The organism is Pedobacter aquatilis (genome assembly GCF_032678425.1).
GTDB lineage: Bacteria > Bacteroidota > Bacteroidia > Sphingobacteriales > Sphingobacteriaceae > Pedobacter > Pedobacter aquatilis_B.
On sequence record NZ_JAVTSG010000003.1, the window covers coordinates 645,414 to 660,289 of the forward strand.

13 protein-coding genes are annotated in these 14,876 nt (G+C 38.8%); 7 read left to right on the plus strand and 6 right to left on the minus strand.

The annotated features are described in order from the left end of the window. Nucleotides 1-347: 347 nt before the first annotated feature. The 3 genes from R2Q16_RS12785 to R2Q16_RS12795 form a co-directional block, all read right to left on the minus strand. Nucleotides 348-1,220, minus strand: a complete 873-nt coding sequence (locus tag R2Q16_RS12785) for a hypothetical protein (RefSeq protein WP_316737532.1) — start codon at nucleotides 1,218-1,220, stop codon at nucleotides 348-350. A 51-nt stretch (nucleotides 1,221-1,271) separates the two neighbouring features. Beyond that, nucleotides 1,272-1,658, minus strand: coding sequence for a hypothetical protein (locus R2Q16_RS12790; protein ID WP_316737533.1), 387 nt, complete (start codon nucleotides 1,656-1,658; stop codon nucleotides 1,272-1,274). A gap of 247 nt (nucleotides 1,659-1,905) precedes the next feature. After that, nucleotides 1,906-2,085 (minus strand): hypothetical protein, encoded by a 180-nt coding sequence (locus tag R2Q16_RS12795; RefSeq protein WP_316737534.1) that lies wholly within the window; start codon nucleotides 2,083-2,085, stop codon nucleotides 1,906-1,908. A 511-nt stretch (nucleotides 2,086-2,596) separates the two neighbouring features. Between R2Q16_RS12795 and R2Q16_RS12800 the strand changes: the two genes are divergently transcribed. From R2Q16_RS12800 to R2Q16_RS12820, 5 genes are all read left to right on the plus strand, one after another. Beyond that, complete coding sequence (locus R2Q16_RS12800) at nucleotides 2,597-2,842, plus strand: DUF6266 family protein (protein ID WP_316737535.1); 246 nt, start codon at nucleotides 2,597-2,599, stop codon at nucleotides 2,840-2,842. A 34-nt stretch (nucleotides 2,843-2,876) separates the two neighbouring features. Further along, nucleotides 2,877-3,242 carry a DUF6266 family protein gene (locus R2Q16_RS12805; protein WP_316737672.1) on the plus strand — a complete coding sequence of 122 codons (366 nt, stop codon included), beginning with the start codon at nucleotides 2,877-2,879 and terminating at the stop codon, nucleotides 3,240-3,242. A 461-nt stretch (nucleotides 3,243-3,703) separates the two neighbouring features. Continuing rightward, the gene (locus tag R2Q16_RS12810; protein ID WP_316737536.1) at nucleotides 3,704-4,453 is read left to right on the plus strand and encodes an AraC family transcriptional regulator; all 750 of its coding nucleotides are present in this window, start codon (nucleotides 3,704-3,706) and stop codon (nucleotides 4,451-4,453) included. 22 nt (nucleotides 4,454-4,475) lie between these two features. Continuing rightward, entirely contained in the window at nucleotides 4,476-5,642 is a 1,167-nt protein-coding gene (locus tag R2Q16_RS12815) for an NAD(P)/FAD-dependent oxidoreductase (RefSeq protein WP_316737537.1), read from the plus strand. A gap of 282 nt (nucleotides 5,643-5,924) precedes the next feature. Beyond that, nucleotides 5,925-6,977, plus strand: coding sequence for a DUF5694 domain-containing protein (locus R2Q16_RS12820; RefSeq protein WP_316737538.1), 1,053 nt, complete (start codon nucleotides 5,925-5,927; stop codon nucleotides 6,975-6,977). A gap of 395 nt (nucleotides 6,978-7,372) precedes the next feature. Here R2Q16_RS12820 and mnmE read toward each other — a convergent pair whose 3' ends face one another. After that, nucleotides 7,373-8,731, minus strand: coding sequence for a tRNA uridine-5-carboxymethylaminomethyl(34) synthesis GTPase MnmE (gene mnmE, locus R2Q16_RS12825; RefSeq protein ID WP_316737539.1), 1,359 nt, complete (start codon nucleotides 8,729-8,731; stop codon nucleotides 7,373-7,375). 386 nt (nucleotides 8,732-9,117) lie between these two features. Here mnmE and R2Q16_RS12830 point away from each other — a divergent pair, with 386 nt between their 5' ends. Beyond that, nucleotides 9,118-10,242, plus strand: coding sequence for an AI-2E family transporter (locus R2Q16_RS12830; protein WP_316737540.1), 1,125 nt, complete (start codon nucleotides 9,118-9,120; stop codon nucleotides 10,240-10,242). 192 nt (nucleotides 10,243-10,434) lie between these two features. Here the strand turns inward: R2Q16_RS12830 and R2Q16_RS12835 are convergent, their stop codons facing one another. Together R2Q16_RS12835 and argS are read right to left on the minus strand one after the other, a co-directional pair. Next, entirely contained in the window at nucleotides 10,435-11,196 is a 762-nt protein-coding gene (locus tag R2Q16_RS12835) for a sulfite exporter TauE/SafE family protein (RefSeq protein ID WP_316737541.1), read from the minus strand. Between the two features lie 136 nt (nucleotides 11,197-11,332). Next, on the minus strand, nucleotides 11,333-13,105 hold the full coding sequence (gene argS / locus R2Q16_RS12840; RefSeq protein ID WP_316737542.1) for an arginine--tRNA ligase: 1,773 nt from the start codon (nucleotides 13,103-13,105) through the stop codon (nucleotides 11,333-11,335). Between the two features lie 298 nt (nucleotides 13,106-13,403). Between argS and R2Q16_RS12845 the strand changes: the two genes are divergently transcribed. Further along, nucleotides 13,404-14,861: an arginine deiminase family protein gene (locus R2Q16_RS12845; protein WP_316737543.1), complete on the plus strand. Its 1,458-nt coding sequence runs from the start codon at nucleotides 13,404-13,406 to the stop codon at nucleotides 14,859-14,861. Nucleotides 14,862-14,876 lie beyond the last annotated feature (15 nt).

Genomic DNA, 14,876 nt, shown 5'->3' on the forward strand with positions numbered 1-14,876 from the left:
ATAATCCGATTAACTAAACTAATGTTCAACTCTAACGGAATCTCAAGGACTTTAGCCGAAACACGCTGTTCGAGATGTTAAGCGCAGCGCATCTCGAAATCAGATATATATGGATTTATAATCCGATTAAGTGACAATTGTAAATTAATAGATTAACTAGCAAGCTGTTCGAGATGTTAAGCGCAGCGCATCTCGAAATCAGATATAAACGGATTTATAATCCGATTAACTAAACTAATTGTCAACTCTAACGGAATCTCAAGGCACTACAGCAAAATTCACGAAAAAGATCTCCGTAAAGCTTGTTTTGAAAGCTTCATTTGTTGCTCAGGTTTTGAAAGAATGGATTACTTTTTCTCTGAAAAATTAAACTTATTGCGATACTCCTTTTTTATCCCAATCATAATAACCCCGTGAGCAGCCTTCGCCCCATAAATTGCCGCTTTTTCTGAAGCCTGGAAAACATCAACCTTTTCTATCCAGGCTGGATTGATAACACTCGCCTTGCTAGCTTCCAATTCGCAACTTTTATTCTCTGAATAAATGATGTAAAGCGGTTTATAGTCTGTAGGTATTGTTGATATCCCCCCAAGCATAATAACGATTTCAGATTTTAGCTTGATAACCATTCCATCATGCAGCTCTGCCACCGTTTTTAAATTTCCATTAAAGTCAAAGATAAAGGGCGCATCCATATCCACTTTGAAAATGCTTAATTCTATCTTGCCGTTAATATCTGAAATAGCCAGCGCATTTGTGAAATTACCTTGTCTTACCCTCACCCCCTTAAGCGCTTGCCCAGACAAACTATCAACCACCTTTAGGTTGATAATCAGTTTCACCTCTACTGGCTGCAACACCTTCTTTTTTTCTGCAACTTTCGGGTGGTCTGTGGCATTAATTTGCACGGTTTTTAATTCTTGTGCCTGCGATGGTGTAATGGCAACTGCAGTAAAAGCAAATGGAATCAACCAATGCCAGCGATTCTGAGTTAAAGGTGCCTGCAACTTGCGATTAAGCTGACTTGACAATAGGCGCCCGCATACATCCGTTCTTTTCTTTTTAAAAAATCTGATGAGTTCGGCATCTGATTTGGAAGTCAAATCGACAATATTTTTTTCGCACCTATCACAATACCTGCCTTCACCTGCTTTCGGCATATTTTCCCATTGCTCAGCGCAAGGATTGTTTAAAATTAGTTGTACATGCTTCATCATCATTTTTTATTTAAGATGCAGAAACCAATAAATTCCATAAATTAATTTACAGGTTTATATGCTTTGTTGTTCCACTTCTTTGCGATAGCGAAGAAAAAAGAAGCCTAGCATCAAAAGATAAGGAACACAGAAAAGCACACCAGGCCAGGGTTCATCCCACATGGCCAATAATGCAAACAAAATAAAAAGACCAGGTAATAGAAAAAAGCTGAGTAAGCTCCATAATGGATTATCCCTAACGCTTTTTTTGAGGTTTAAAAATATGGTAAATGTCCCTAAAAAGAGAAAAAGATTTACACCGACAGCAATGCCATAAGGAAGATTCTTAAAGTCCGTATCCGCCGAGCCTATCAAGCCGATAGATTGTAACAGGAATACCCCCGCCAAACTAATCGCAGTCGCAATAAAAAAACAAAAAAGAATAATCTTCAGGTATTTCATATTTTCAGGTACATTAATCAAACGAACCAAAATATCAGTAAATTGTTTCCATGACAGCAATAGAATTTTTCAAAAACAAGAGCCAATATGCTTAATGTGATTCACCATTTCGATTAAGCTATACAATACACTACAGCAATATCACATGATTAATATTTCTTATCGATGTAGAAATCAATGCTGTTGGACAGTTACTTTATTTAATTAAAATAAAAGTTTAGTACAATTCTTCAATATGCTCCTTAAACTATTCCACAAGTAGATAGTTTGTACTCCGCCCTCCTGCTAAATCTTTCACTAATATGCCTTTATTAACGAGATCTTGAATATCTCTTGCAGCAGTATCCTGCGAACATTTTGCAATCTTTGCCCATTTCGATGAAGTTAATTTGCCATCAAAATCATCTAAAAATTTACCTAGCATCAATTATAAACTATTCTCCGCACAAAATGAATTATTCTCCGCATAATTTGCGGAGAATAAAAGATTAATCTCCGCATTCCGACATGCTCAATTATTTACTGTTAATGATTTTATAATATTTATTATAGAAAAACATCTAAATGTTTTTCTTCGGGAGCGCTTCGGGAAAGTATTGACTATCCTTCGGGAAAGTATTATGACGGCTTCGGGAAGTCTTCGGGAAATGACCTAGTCCATCCTGACTAAATGTCGCAGCCTTGAACACCAGAAGCCAATTACTTCATCATACTAACTTATCTCAAACAGATGAGCTGCCAGCTAATTGATGAATTTTTTCTTTCAATTCCTGTCAATATTGCCCCATTTCTAAGCGACAAATCCGGACAATTTACGCCAAATGCGGTCATTTTGGACGGAGGCTATGCTTAATCGAAAAAATCATTTTACTATTGTGTCATGCTTCGCTATACCGGCCGGCTAGTGAAGCATAATAACCAAATTAAAAAATAAAAAAATGGGAACAATTAGAAATGGAGCCAATGGTGGCTTCTCCGGCAAAGCCGGAAGTTTTATTGGCAGTAGCTGGAAAGACATCAGCTATATTAAAGGTTTGCCTAAACTTAGTACCAAGCCGGCCAGTCTTAAACAATTAACACAACGTGCACGTTTTTCTGCGGTGCTCACCTTCATGGGGCCAATTAAAGATGTATTAATCCAGGGCTTTAAAGGTCAAAAAACCGGAAGGGCAACAGGTTTTTAACCTGGGCATACAACACGCCTTAAACAATGCAGTTATTGGCGACTATCCGGATTTTTCGGTAGATAAAGCAAAAATTCAAATCAGCAAGGGAACCTTACAACCGGCTACCGGCATTGTTTTGCAATCTAACAGAACCGCAACGCTGGAAATGAGCTGGTTGCCACAGGTAAATTCTTTAAATGCATTTACCGACGATAAGGTAACCGTATTGATTTACTATATTGAACAGCAACTTTTTATGATTTTTACAGATGCCGGAACACGCGGTGATGCAGGTACAAATATTGCCTTACCCTCAACTTTCTCAGGTCAGGAAATTCATACTTATGTGTTTTATACCTCCAGAGATGGCAACAGGCAATCGAACAGTATTTATGTACCTACTTTCATAATTATGTAATGTTTTAGCTTAATTATGGCAGGTTTGCTTCGGCAAGCCTGCCTTTTTTTTGGATTGGATTAGAAAAACTTATTTGGGAGGTGGGTTTTGGAAGGAATTTACTTATTGATACAGAAAGTAAATTAATAATGATTATATCAGCTTTTCGGGATGTTAAGCAAAGCGAATCCAGATAAACATAATTGCAGATTTCAAATCTGTAAACCTTAATTAACATACTCAATTACTAATTATTCCTAAAAATTGCTCGTGTAGATTTAAAAACCTCCATATACCATCCAAATGTATCGATGAAGCGTAGTTCAAGTAGGGATCAAGTATAGATAGAGTACTATAATAGTACTAAGTAAGCTTTTTTAATGGCTCACTGCGACTAATGATCACCAGCATTGCCCGAAAGCCAATCGCACCTACCCTCACTTTATATAAAAAACGGTATCTTGGTGAGTAAAAAAAATTGAATGGTAAAAAAGCTGGAATTTCAACTTCTGGAGCCCGAAAAATCCCTCTCCGACTTTATCTACTGCTTTTCCGCATTGCAAAACTTTCAAGCTATGGAACAGGCCGTTATATTTCCGAATGGCAAAGTAGACCTGGTCTTTTTAATAAATGGAGCGCGGGATTTCTCCATTACGCTGCTGGGCCTGGAGACGAAACCCAAGTATGCGAAGGAAGATTTCTATAAGTTTTTTTCAGTCAGTTTCCATCCCCTGGCCATCGAGTACGTTTTCAATTGCCCTATTGCAGATATAGTGGATACCGGAAAGATTTTACCAGACGACTTCTGGGGCTTTTCAGCGAGTGACATGGATAATTTTGAGGATTTCCAGATTAAAGCGACCAGGACAATCCTGGAATTGTTACCGGCAAGGGTCGATGAGCGCAAACGTCAGTTGTTTAACATCGTATATGAAACAAATGGAGAAATTCCGGTGGCGGCGCTTTCCGAAAGGCTTTTTTGGAGTGCAAGACAGATTAACCGATATTTCAGCACCCAGTTTGGTCTTTCCCTTAAGCAATACTGTAAGATTATCCGTTTTCAGGCCTCCTTACAGCACATTAGTGGTGGCGAGCTTTACTCCCGGCTCAACTTCACCGACCAATCCCATTTCATCAAAGAAATCAAAAAACTTTCAGGAGTTTCCCCCAAGGAGCTCTACAAAAACGAAAACGACCGTTTTTTACAATTCTTATCCTCCGCAAGCAAGTAATTTTGCGCTTAGATATAAGAATATGTTATTAAAAAATAAGAAGATAGCCATCATAGGGGGCGGTCCTGGCGGACTCACCCTGGCAAAACTTTTACAGCTGAAGGGTGTGGAGGTAAAGGTATATGAAAGAGATCAGAATAAATTTGCCAGGGTTCAAGGCTCACCGCTTGACCTGCACGAACAGTCTGGTCTTGCAGCACTCCGTAAAGCCGGTCTACTGGATGAGTTTAGGAAACATTACATGCCTGGAGCAGACAAGACCACAATTACAGATCCCACTGGTAAAATTCTGTTCAGTGACCATGAGATAAAAAGGAAAAAAAACTTTGGGGATGCGCATTTCAGGCCAGAAATAGACAGAGGAGTGCTGAGAATGATTCTGCTCAATGCGCTTGAGAAAGAGACTGTCGTTTGGGACAGTCATTTCATCAATATGGAAAATCAGGACAATGGCTGGTTACTGCACTTCAGGAACAGACAAAGCGTTTACGCGGACCTGGTTATAGGTGCCGATGGCGCCAATTCCAGAATAAGGCCATATCTAACAGACATCAAGCCATTCTACACAGGCATCACGATGCTTGAAGGAAATATTCATAAACCAGATAGTATCGACCTCAATATCAATGCAATACTGAAGGGCGGGAAAGTTATGGCCTTTGGAAAAAATCAGAATATATTGATGGGTCAAAAGGCTAACAGCGAGATAGGTTTTTATTCAAGTTTTAAAACCGAAGAAGGTTGGGTTGCGAATTCCGATGTGGATTTTTCTAAAGGGGCAGCAGCGCTAGAATGGTTCAAAAAGGCATATACCGATTGGGATCCGCTATGGCAGGAATTAATTGAAAAGGCCTCCTCACCCTTTGTTCCAAGGCCCATTTATTGCATGCCGCTCGATCAGCAATGGACATCTCTACCGAACCTGACCATCATCGGGGACGCCGCGCATCTGATGCCACCCTTTGCCGGAGAAGGCGTGAATATGGCCATGCTTGATGCGCTTGAATTAAGTGAAGCGCTGACAAACCAGACATCCCAGAGTATGCTGGAGCGCATTGGTCACTTTGAATCCAATATGCTTAAAAGGGCATCGATGATCGCACAGGAATCGCTGGACAATGGGGAGAAAATGCACGCTGAAGATGCACTTGCAAACATGCTGGATTTTTTTGGAGGATCAGCGTCATAGATTTTTTGGTCTGTTGTGGATGAAAGTTAAGCTCTTATTCTGCCAGGCTCACGGGTTACTACCTTTTCCTATTTCTTCAGACTTTAACTCGTCTGGACGAGGCTGGTTAACCTCCGCGGGAAAATGGGAGAAACGAGAAATTTTTCAAAAAAGTGAGAAAAGCCGTACCACGCACAGCTGTGTTTCATCTAAAATAATGCTTTGCCAGTCATGGAGAATTTTCTATTTTGTGTTCATCTAAAGATTTGGACTAATCATCTCCCATTAACCTGAAATGCAGCCATGAAATATTTTTTTGTTTTGTTCCTTTTGGTCTCCCTCTCCTGTTCTGCTCAAAAACTGGAAGTTTTCCTGATTGGGGTGTCCCATGACTATAGCAAATACCCCAAGCAGGACGTTTCTGATATTTACCGCAAAATTGAAGGCTTTAAACCGGATGGTTTTTTTGGGGAGTTTTTGAGTAAAACCGATGAACAGAACCTGATGGATTATTGGTGCAAAAAGGATAATCAGATGCGATTGCAGGTGCTCCGAAAAAACAGAGATATAGCAGAGGCGCAGCTAATGAAAAAAATCGACAGTTTAAAAAAACTGACACTGCAGCAGCCTCAAAACTTTCAGCTCAAAACGGATCTGGCCCATGCGCTTTATTTAAACCAGGATATCAGCAATGCCCATTACCAGTACTGGCAGGTTTTTGATGCCCTAAAAGCAAAACCGGATGCGAAACTCCAGGCCTATGTGGATGCTGTGCTGAGTCCGCGTTTGGACACTACAGGACGGAGCATGCGCAGGCTTGAGACTTCAGAGTATGCGCTGATTGCTTTTCCGATGATGAAGAAAATGGGCATCAGGGAGCTTCTGGCGATGGACAATCAGGAATATGATTTGAACTGGGGTGCTTCCTGGGCGGCATTTGATGCTAAATTTTCGACTTTCAGGAAAGACACCTCGGCCGCATTCCGCAAAGAACTCAAAGAAAAACTGGAAAAAATCAACAAAGGATTTGCCGAGTATGACCGGATTGAAAAAACCTCTAATAAAGTAACTGAATGGCTAAATACGCTTGAAGCTTCCGCGATTTCTGCATCCGGAGATTTTTACCTTCCTGAAATGTATGATATGAAGGGCTTCCCCAAAGAAGAGATGCTTTCAAAAATTCATTGGTGGCTAATGCGCAATGAGGGCATGTGCAAAAATGTGGTGGCGCTTTCTAAAGCGAAAGGGCTGAAAAGGGTTGTTGTAATAGCAGGGGCTAACCACCGGAAGTACATGCAGGTTTTTTTTGAAAAGATGCCTGGCGTAATGGTCAAAAACCTGAATGAATTAAAATGAGCTGGTAAATTCTTAGGGGTCTAGCATAAAATTGACCGAACACCACGCTCTTCGGGATGTTAAGCGAAGCGCATCCCGAAGGATTAATAATTACAGATTTCTAATCTGTAAATCTTGATTTAACAAACTCATTATTATTGCTGATGTAGATTTAAAAACCTACGTCATCCAGGTGTACAGATGAAGCGTAGTTCAAGTAGGGGTCAAGTATAGATAGAGTACTGTAATAGTACTAAATTGAAATTCTTTATCCTCCAACTGTAGACAGCAGCAATCGTCTAATTTAAGGAGTGCTAACGTCCTATCCTATCGCACCCCTATCCCATGCATAAGGCATGTTATATTATGTTAACATCACGTAGCAGAAGCAATCCAAAAAAAGAATGCATAATATTCTACTTGCCGATGCAAAACTTGGTAAAGATATTCTCCAGTAAATCGTCAGTTGTAACTGTTCCGGTAATTTCGCCTAAATAGTGAAGCGCTTGCTTAATATCCATCGCCAGGAAATCAGAAGTTACCGGGTTATCTGCATTATCTAATACCCTTTGTAAGGCATTTTCCGTTTGCTTCAAAGCTTCAACGTGGCGGATATTTGTAACCAAGGTTTCGCTGGTGTTAATGTGATGCAAATTAACCTGTTCCAACAAAGTATCTTTTAGGGCTTCAATTCCGATTTTTTCCTTTGCAGAAATAAATACAACATTCAAACTTTCAAAAGCCTTTCGCTGGTTTTCATCAATTAAATCAGCTTTATTAAGCAACACCAGGTAAGGAATAGCCAATTGCGCCAAGCCTCTGATTTGTTCTTCCAGCTCCGCAATGCTTTGGTTGGCATCCGCCATGTAAATAATCAACTTGGCTTGCTTCATTTTTTCAAGCGTACGCTCTACCCCCAGGGCTTCAATAATATCAGCCGTATCGCGTATTCCCGCGGTATCAATAAATCTAAAAACCACACCGCCAATGGTTAGCTCATCTTCTATGGTATCCCTGGTCGTTCCGGCAATGTCAGATACAATGGCACGTTCCTCATTTAACAAAGCATTTAACAAGGTCGATTTACCAACATTTGGCTTGCCTGCAATAACAACCGGCACGCCGTTTTTTATCACATTCCCCATCTCGAACGATGAAATCAATCGGCGTAAAACCTGATTAATTTTGTTAACCAAATCCTTTAACTGCTCCCGATTGGCAAATTCAACATCCTCCTCAGCAAAATCAAGCTCCAATTCTATCATCGAAGCGAAATGAATCAAGCGTTCACGCAAGGCTTTTAACTCATTGGCGAAACCACCACGCATTTGCTGCATGGCCACATCATGCGAAGCTTTAGAATTTGAAGCGATTAAATCGGCAACGGCCTCTGCCTGACTTAAATCAAAAGCACCATTTAAAAAAGCCCTTAAGGTAAATTCTCCGGGTTTCGCCGCTCTGGCACCTTTGCTTATCAGCAGGTTAATAATTTGCTGAATAATATAATTTGAACCATGACAAGAAATCTCAACTACATTTTCTTTTGTATAAGATTTTGGCGCAACATACAAACCTGCAACTACTTCATCTACAATATTTTCATTATCTTTAATTAAACCAAAATGTAAAGTATGACTGGCTTGTTGCTCCAGATTTTTCCCTGCAAAAACCGAATTGGTTAAGCTGATGGCATCAGGTCCAGAAAGGCGTATAACGCCAATAGCACCCGAACCCGGAGGAGTTGATAAAGCAATGATGGTATCTTGATTGTCCATGTTCTTTTAATACAAGCGGCAAAATTAATTTAATATGTGGTGAATTGTATGAGGAGAAGGTATTTTTTTTTAAGGATGGAGGATGGGAAATGGATAAGGGGGAGCGATAAGCAATATACAAATTAAAATTATCAATTTTACAATAACCAATATATCAATTAACCAGTTTAACAATAACCAATTAACCAAATTAGAAACAACCAAATCAGCAAATAAACAATATTGTCATTCTAAGCGTAGGCGCTGTCCTCCTAAGCGGAGTCGAAGGACAATAACTAAATATCCAATTTAACAATAAACAATTAATCAATTCAACAATAACCAAAAACTATCACTATCTTAAAACATTTCTAAACAAATCATGTTTAACAGAAAACCTAAAAACTATGACGAATAATTTACCTCTAACCGTTAAACGTTCTATCGAATTACTAGGCTTAATTGCCCTTGTTGCGGTAATGGTAATAGGCAGTGATATTATTATGCCGATTTTAATGGCATTTTTTATCAGCATCATGCTTTTGCCTGTTTACCGTTTTCTTAAAAAGAGAAAAGTACCTGAAACCATATCTATTATATTACCTATTTTATTGGTCGCTTTATTTGTAGCCCTAATTGTTTGGTTTTTCTCCAACCAGATAGGCATATTGGTTAAAGACTTTCCGCAGATTAAAAACAATGTAAATCAACACATTAGTTCATTAAGCGATTGGATTAGCCGCATTTCTAAATATGACACCAATCAGCAAAAAGCATTTATACAAGATAAGAGCGACGACTTAATGAACATGGGTACATCCATAGCAGGTGGTGCAGCGGTTACCTTAAGTGGCGTATTCGTTTTTATTGGTTTGTTGCCGATTTACATCTACCTGATGCTTTTTTACAAAGATATCCTGTTGAGATTTATCTTTATGTGGTTCAAAACAGAGCACCATCCAAAGGTTAAAGAAGCGATTTATGAAACCGAATCCATCATTAAAAGTTATCTGATAGGCTTGTTGATACAAATCACATACATGACTGTTTTATTGGGTGGAATTTTAATGCTTATCGGCATCAAACACGCTTTATTAATTGGTGTAATCTTCGCAATCTTGAACCTGATACCTTATGTTGGTGCATTAATTGGAAACGTAATTGGTGTGCTACTTACCTTAACATCTTCTCAGGAATTATGGCCTGTGCTTACTGTTTTAGGGGTAATTGCTTTTGTACAGTTTCTGGATAATAATATTTTGATGCCTCGTATTGTGGGTTCAAAAGTAAAAATCAATGCACTTTTTGCAATCCTGGGGGTATTTATCGGCGGAAGTATTGCTGGTGTCTCCGGAATGTTCCTTGCCTTACCAATCGTTGCTGTATTAAAAATCATTTTCGACCGTACAGAAATGTTCAAACAATGGGGTGCTTTGTTGGGTGATGAAAGACCAGCAAAAAGTCCTATGAGCTTTCCTACCTTCAGAAAAAAGAAAGCAATAGCAGAAAAACCTGGAATTGAAAAGGGATAATTGGTTGGTTAGTTGGTTAGATGTTTGGTTGATTGGGTATTGGTTGTTTAGATGTTGGTTGGGTGTTGGTGTTTAAATACTTAGATATTTGGTTATTGGGCTATCTGGCATTTAAAATGAAAAACATTCTCTTCACTTAATACTTGATACCTGCTTCTTGATACCTGATACTCGCTACTTGATACTAACTACTCAAAACAAAACATCATACGCAAACCTCAGTATCGTACCGAAAACGACAAGCAGAAAAAAGATCCGGATAAATTTATTCCCTTTAAGCAAAGCGAGTTTCGTACCGAAATAAGCACCGGTGGTATTAAAAATAGCCATCGGTATTGCATATTGGAAGAGAATATGTCCGGTTGAACTGAAGTAAAGGATGGCAGCTAAATTGGTGGCAATATTTACAATTTTAGCATGAGCACTCGCACCAACAAAATCAAAGCCCAATACTGCAATAAAAACCAGTATCAAGAAAGAACCTGTTCCCGGACCAATCAAGCCATCATAAAAACCAAGCACTAAACCAAAAAGCATCGCCATTAAAACCTGCTGTTTAGTAGAATGTGCTTTCTCTTGATGGATGCCAAATTGTTTGTTGAAATAGGTGTAAATAGCAACCAGAATCAATACGACTAAAATAATGGGCTTGATGACCGCATTATCAATCCGGCTAACTAAAAATGCACCTAATAGTGCCGCTAAAAATGCGGATATGGCACAAGCAACTAAAACTTTATAATTAAACTTAACATGCTTGGAATATTTGTAAGCGGCCAATGAAGTACCAGCAATGGATGGTATTTTGGTAGTGCCCAGCAAGGTCGCCACCGGATAATGTGGCAAAATTAATAAGGTGGCAGGCGTTTGTAATAAACCACCGCCACCTACAATAGCATCAATAAAGCCTGCTGAAAAAGCAGCAATACAAAGTAAAATCAGTTCATTAATCATTGAGCAAGACTAAGTGATTTTCAAATTATCAATGGATTAGTTGGAAATTGAAATTTAAGCATTGATAATTACTCGTCATGCCCTCAAATGAGAATTGAAACTTGTGATTTGGTCATTACAAAAATCGTAAATCCCCTTACATCCTCTCCGGAGAAGTAATACCCAAAATCAACATACCTTTATAAATAATATCAGCAGTTTTCTTGCTTAAGTTTAGTCTGAATTGTTTGCTTTCTCCAGCTTCTGTTTTAACAATTGGCGGAATCTCATGGTAAAATTTATTAAACAATTTAGCTAACTCATATAAATAATTCGCCAAACTCGCCGGACTATGCGCCTTTGCGGCTATTTCTATTTCTGAAGGATATTTTGCCAAGAGCATCATCATGTCTAGTTCCACTGGCAACAAATCTCCAGCTTGCGGACTTCCAACTTCCGACTTGTATTCAGCTTTGCTTAATAAAGATTTTATCCTGGCATGTGTGTACTGAATAAATGGCCCGGTATTTCCCTGAAAATCGATACTTTCATTCGGGTCGAAAAGTAAACGTTTCTTAGGCTCTACCTTAAGTAAGAAATACTTTAAAGCACCTAAACCTATGTTTTTGTAAAGCTCAGTTTTATATTCTTCAGAGAAATCGTTGATTTTACCCAGCTCCTCAGTCTTTTCCTGCGCAGTTGCAATCATGTCGGCAATTAGTTCATCGGCATCGACTACCGTTCCCTCACGGCTTTTCATTTTACCGTTAGGTAAATCTACCATTCCATAAGATAGATGATACAATCCTTTAGCCCAGCTTTTGCCTAATTTTTCTAAAATTAAAAACAATACCTTGAAGTGGTAATCCTGCTCATTACCAACCACATAAATCGATTCATCCATTTGGAAATCATCGTATTTCATCGCAGCAGTTCCTAAATCCTGCGTAATGTAAACCGACGTTCCATCAGCACGCAAAACCAGTTTTTGATCTAAACCGTCGGCCGTTAAATCAATCCAAACGGAACCATCTTCATTTTTAAAGAAAACGCCACTTGCTAAACCCTCATCAACCGTATCTTTCCCTAATAAATAAGTATTGCTTTCGTAATAAAACTTATCGAAATCAACCCCAAGGTTTTTATAAGTAACGTTGAAACCTGCGTAAACCCATTCATTCATGGTTTTCCAAAGGGAAACAACTTCATCATCGCCTTGCTCCCATTTCAAAAGCATTTGTTGTGCTTCTTTAATTAATGGCGCATTTTTCTTGGCTTCTTCCTCGGTTTGTCCTTCCGCTTTTAATGCATCAATCTCTTTTTTGTATTCCTTGTCAAAAATAACGTAGTATTTACCTACCAAATGGTCGCCTTTTAAGCCAGAACTTTCAGGTGTTTCACCATTGCCCCACTTTTGCCAGGCCAACATTGATTTACAGATGTGAATGCCCCTATCGTTTACCAAATTAACCTTAACAACATCATAACCATATGCCTTTAGCAATTCGGAAACCGAATAACCCAACAAGTTATTTCTAACGTGACCCAAGTGTAACGGTTTGTTTGTATTTGGCGATGAATATTCTACCATTACCTTCTTACCGTTAGCACTGAAAGTACCAAAATCATCAGCCAATGTTTCTGTATTGAACTGATTAAGGAAATAACTTTCAGCAATGCTCAGGTTTAAGAAACCTTTAACCACATTAAAAGCCGTTACATCGGCAACATTTGCCACTAAATATGCTCCAATTTCATTCGCAGTTTGCTCAGGCGATTTCTTTGATATCTTAGTAATTGGGAAAACAACAATGGTAACCTGTCCCTCAAATTCTTTACGGGTTTCTTGTATATTAATAACACTTTCAGCTACTTCTTCGTTGTAAAGTGCTTTAACAGCATCAAGCGTTGCGGTAATAATAAAATTCATGGCGTAAAAATAACAAAAAAGTCCGAAGTCGGGAGTTCGAAGTCTGAAGTCGTATGCTAAATAAAAAGGATTTGGAAATGTACTCAAATGCTATTCGGTTAGTTTAGTCCTCCTATCCGCTATAGTCCCGATTTATCTCGATGAAGAATCGAGAATCGGGAGCTGCCGCTTCTAGGAGGTTTAATTAACTTTGGCTTCTGCAATAGGCAATCATCAATATGCAGCCCTGTCTCAAATCTATAATCTCAATGCTCATATCTAAATAATTCTGATAGATTTGCAATAACTAACTTATTTTATGAGCGAGCAGAATCAAAATTTTAAGGTAAACGTAAAAACCGAAATCGGCAGGTTGCGTAAGTTGTTAATTCACAGCCCAGATAGTGGCTTGGGTAAAGTTGTGCCATCAAAAGCACAAGACTGGCTTTTTGAAGACATTGTACATTTAGATACCATCCGCAAAGGCGAATACGATTATTATATAAAATTGTTAATGTATTTCCTCGATCCTGAAAAGATTAAGGGTAAACTTGCCGAAATCGATTCAGAAGAAGGAAATCGTAACTTTTACAAACCAAATCACCCCGAATTTCATAACTCCAAATCAGTAATCGAGGTTCAAAATTTATTAAGCGAGGTTCTGGAAATTGAATCCATCCGCAAAAAACTGGTTGCTGCTGTTTCAGCGATTGAGGGTTGTACCTATAAAGTGCAAATGGAATTAACGAACACCAATCCAAAGGAATTAGCCGAAATTTTTATATCAGGAACTTTAGCTAACGATACCATGATTTTTGCGCCAATTCCGAACTTAATTTTTACCCGTGATGTTGGTACAACCATCAATAACCATATTCTTTTAAATAAACCTGCAAAAAAAGCCCGTGTTCGCGAAACGCTTTTAATGCGCTATATTTTCTTTAACCATCCATTATTTGCTGATGACCAAAAAAACGTTTTGGAAATCCCTGATGTAACCATGCATTTTTTACGCCCAGGCGATGAACCTGCATTTAGCACCACACTCGAGGGCGGCGATGTTATGATGGTAAGCGAAAACCATGTGCTAATAGGCTGTAGCGAAAGAACTTCAGAACATGGTGCAAACGAAGCCATTAAGCTACTTTTCGATAATGACGTGGTAGAGAAAGTTACAGTGGTTAAAATCCCAAGCAAACGAGATTACATGCATCTGGATACCGTTTTCACGCAAGTGAAACGAAACACCTGGGTAATTTTAAATTCGATTGCGCATTCTCCAAAATATAATCCGCATGAGCCAATTAACTTTTTAAAGGAGCCTGAACAATTAGAAGCAACAACGGCCATTCAATTTACGAAGGCAAATCCTGGTCAGCCAAAAGTATTCGAACATGTTGAAGCTTTACTGAATGATATCAGTCAGAATGATTTAAAGAGCACCGAGCCAACCAAAATCATTTATAGCGGAAACAATACCTTCCCTTACGATTCGAGAGAGCAATGGACAGATTCCTGCAATCTTTTGGCGATTAAGGAAGGTGTGGTTTTAGGTTACGACAGAAATGATAAAACGGTTGAAGCTTTCAAAGCCGCTGGTTTTAATGTTGTTGATGTTAAAGATTTAATACAAGATTTGGAAAGTGGTAAAGCCGATGCAGAAACTATGACAGATACGTTGATTTTAATGCCTTCGGCGGAATTATCCCGTGCCCGTGGCGGTTTCCATTGTATGAGTTTACCAATTTTGAGAGATGATTTGAGTTATAAGTTATAAGTTGTACGTATTACG

What these genes read in the sequence shown, in the direction of transcription:
- R2Q16_RS12785 (WP_316737532.1), bottom strand. Translation starts at nt 1,220, where the DNA reads ATGATGATGAAGCATGTACAACTAATTTTAAACAATCCTTGCGCTGAG.
- R2Q16_RS12790 (WP_316737533.1), bottom strand. Translation starts at nt 1,658, where the DNA reads ATGAAATACCTGAAGATTATTCTTTTTTGTTTTTTTATTGCGACTGCG.
- R2Q16_RS12800 (WP_316737535.1), top strand. Translation starts at nt 2,597, where the DNA reads ATGGGAACAATTAGAAATGGAGCCAATGGTGGCTTCTCCGGCAAAGCC.
- R2Q16_RS12810 (WP_316737536.1), top strand. Translation starts at nt 3,704, where the DNA reads ATGGTAAAAAAGCTGGAATTTCAACTTCTGGAGCCCGAAAAATCCCTC.
- R2Q16_RS12815 (WP_316737537.1), top strand. Translation starts at nt 4,476, where the DNA reads ATGTTATTAAAAAATAAGAAGATAGCCATCATAGGGGGCGGTCCTGGC.
- R2Q16_RS12820 (WP_316737538.1), top strand. Translation starts at nt 5,925, where the DNA reads ATGAAATATTTTTTTGTTTTGTTCCTTTTGGTCTCCCTCTCCTGTTCT.
- mnmE (WP_316737539.1), bottom strand. Translation starts at nt 8,731, where the DNA reads ATGGACAATCAAGATACCATCATTGCTTTATCAACTCCTCCGGGTTCG.
- R2Q16_RS12830 (WP_316737540.1), top strand. Translation starts at nt 9,118, where the DNA reads ATGACGAATAATTTACCTCTAACCGTTAAACGTTCTATCGAATTACTA.
- R2Q16_RS12835 (WP_316737541.1), bottom strand. Translation starts at nt 11,196, where the DNA reads ATGATTAATGAACTGATTTTACTTTGTATTGCTGCTTTTTCAGCAGGC.
- argS (WP_316737542.1), bottom strand. Translation starts at nt 13,105, where the DNA reads ATGAATTTTATTATTACCGCAACGCTTGATGCTGTTAAAGCACTTTAC.
- R2Q16_RS12845 (WP_316737543.1), top strand. Translation starts at nt 13,404, where the DNA reads ATGAGCGAGCAGAATCAAAATTTTAAGGTAAACGTAAAAACCGAAATC.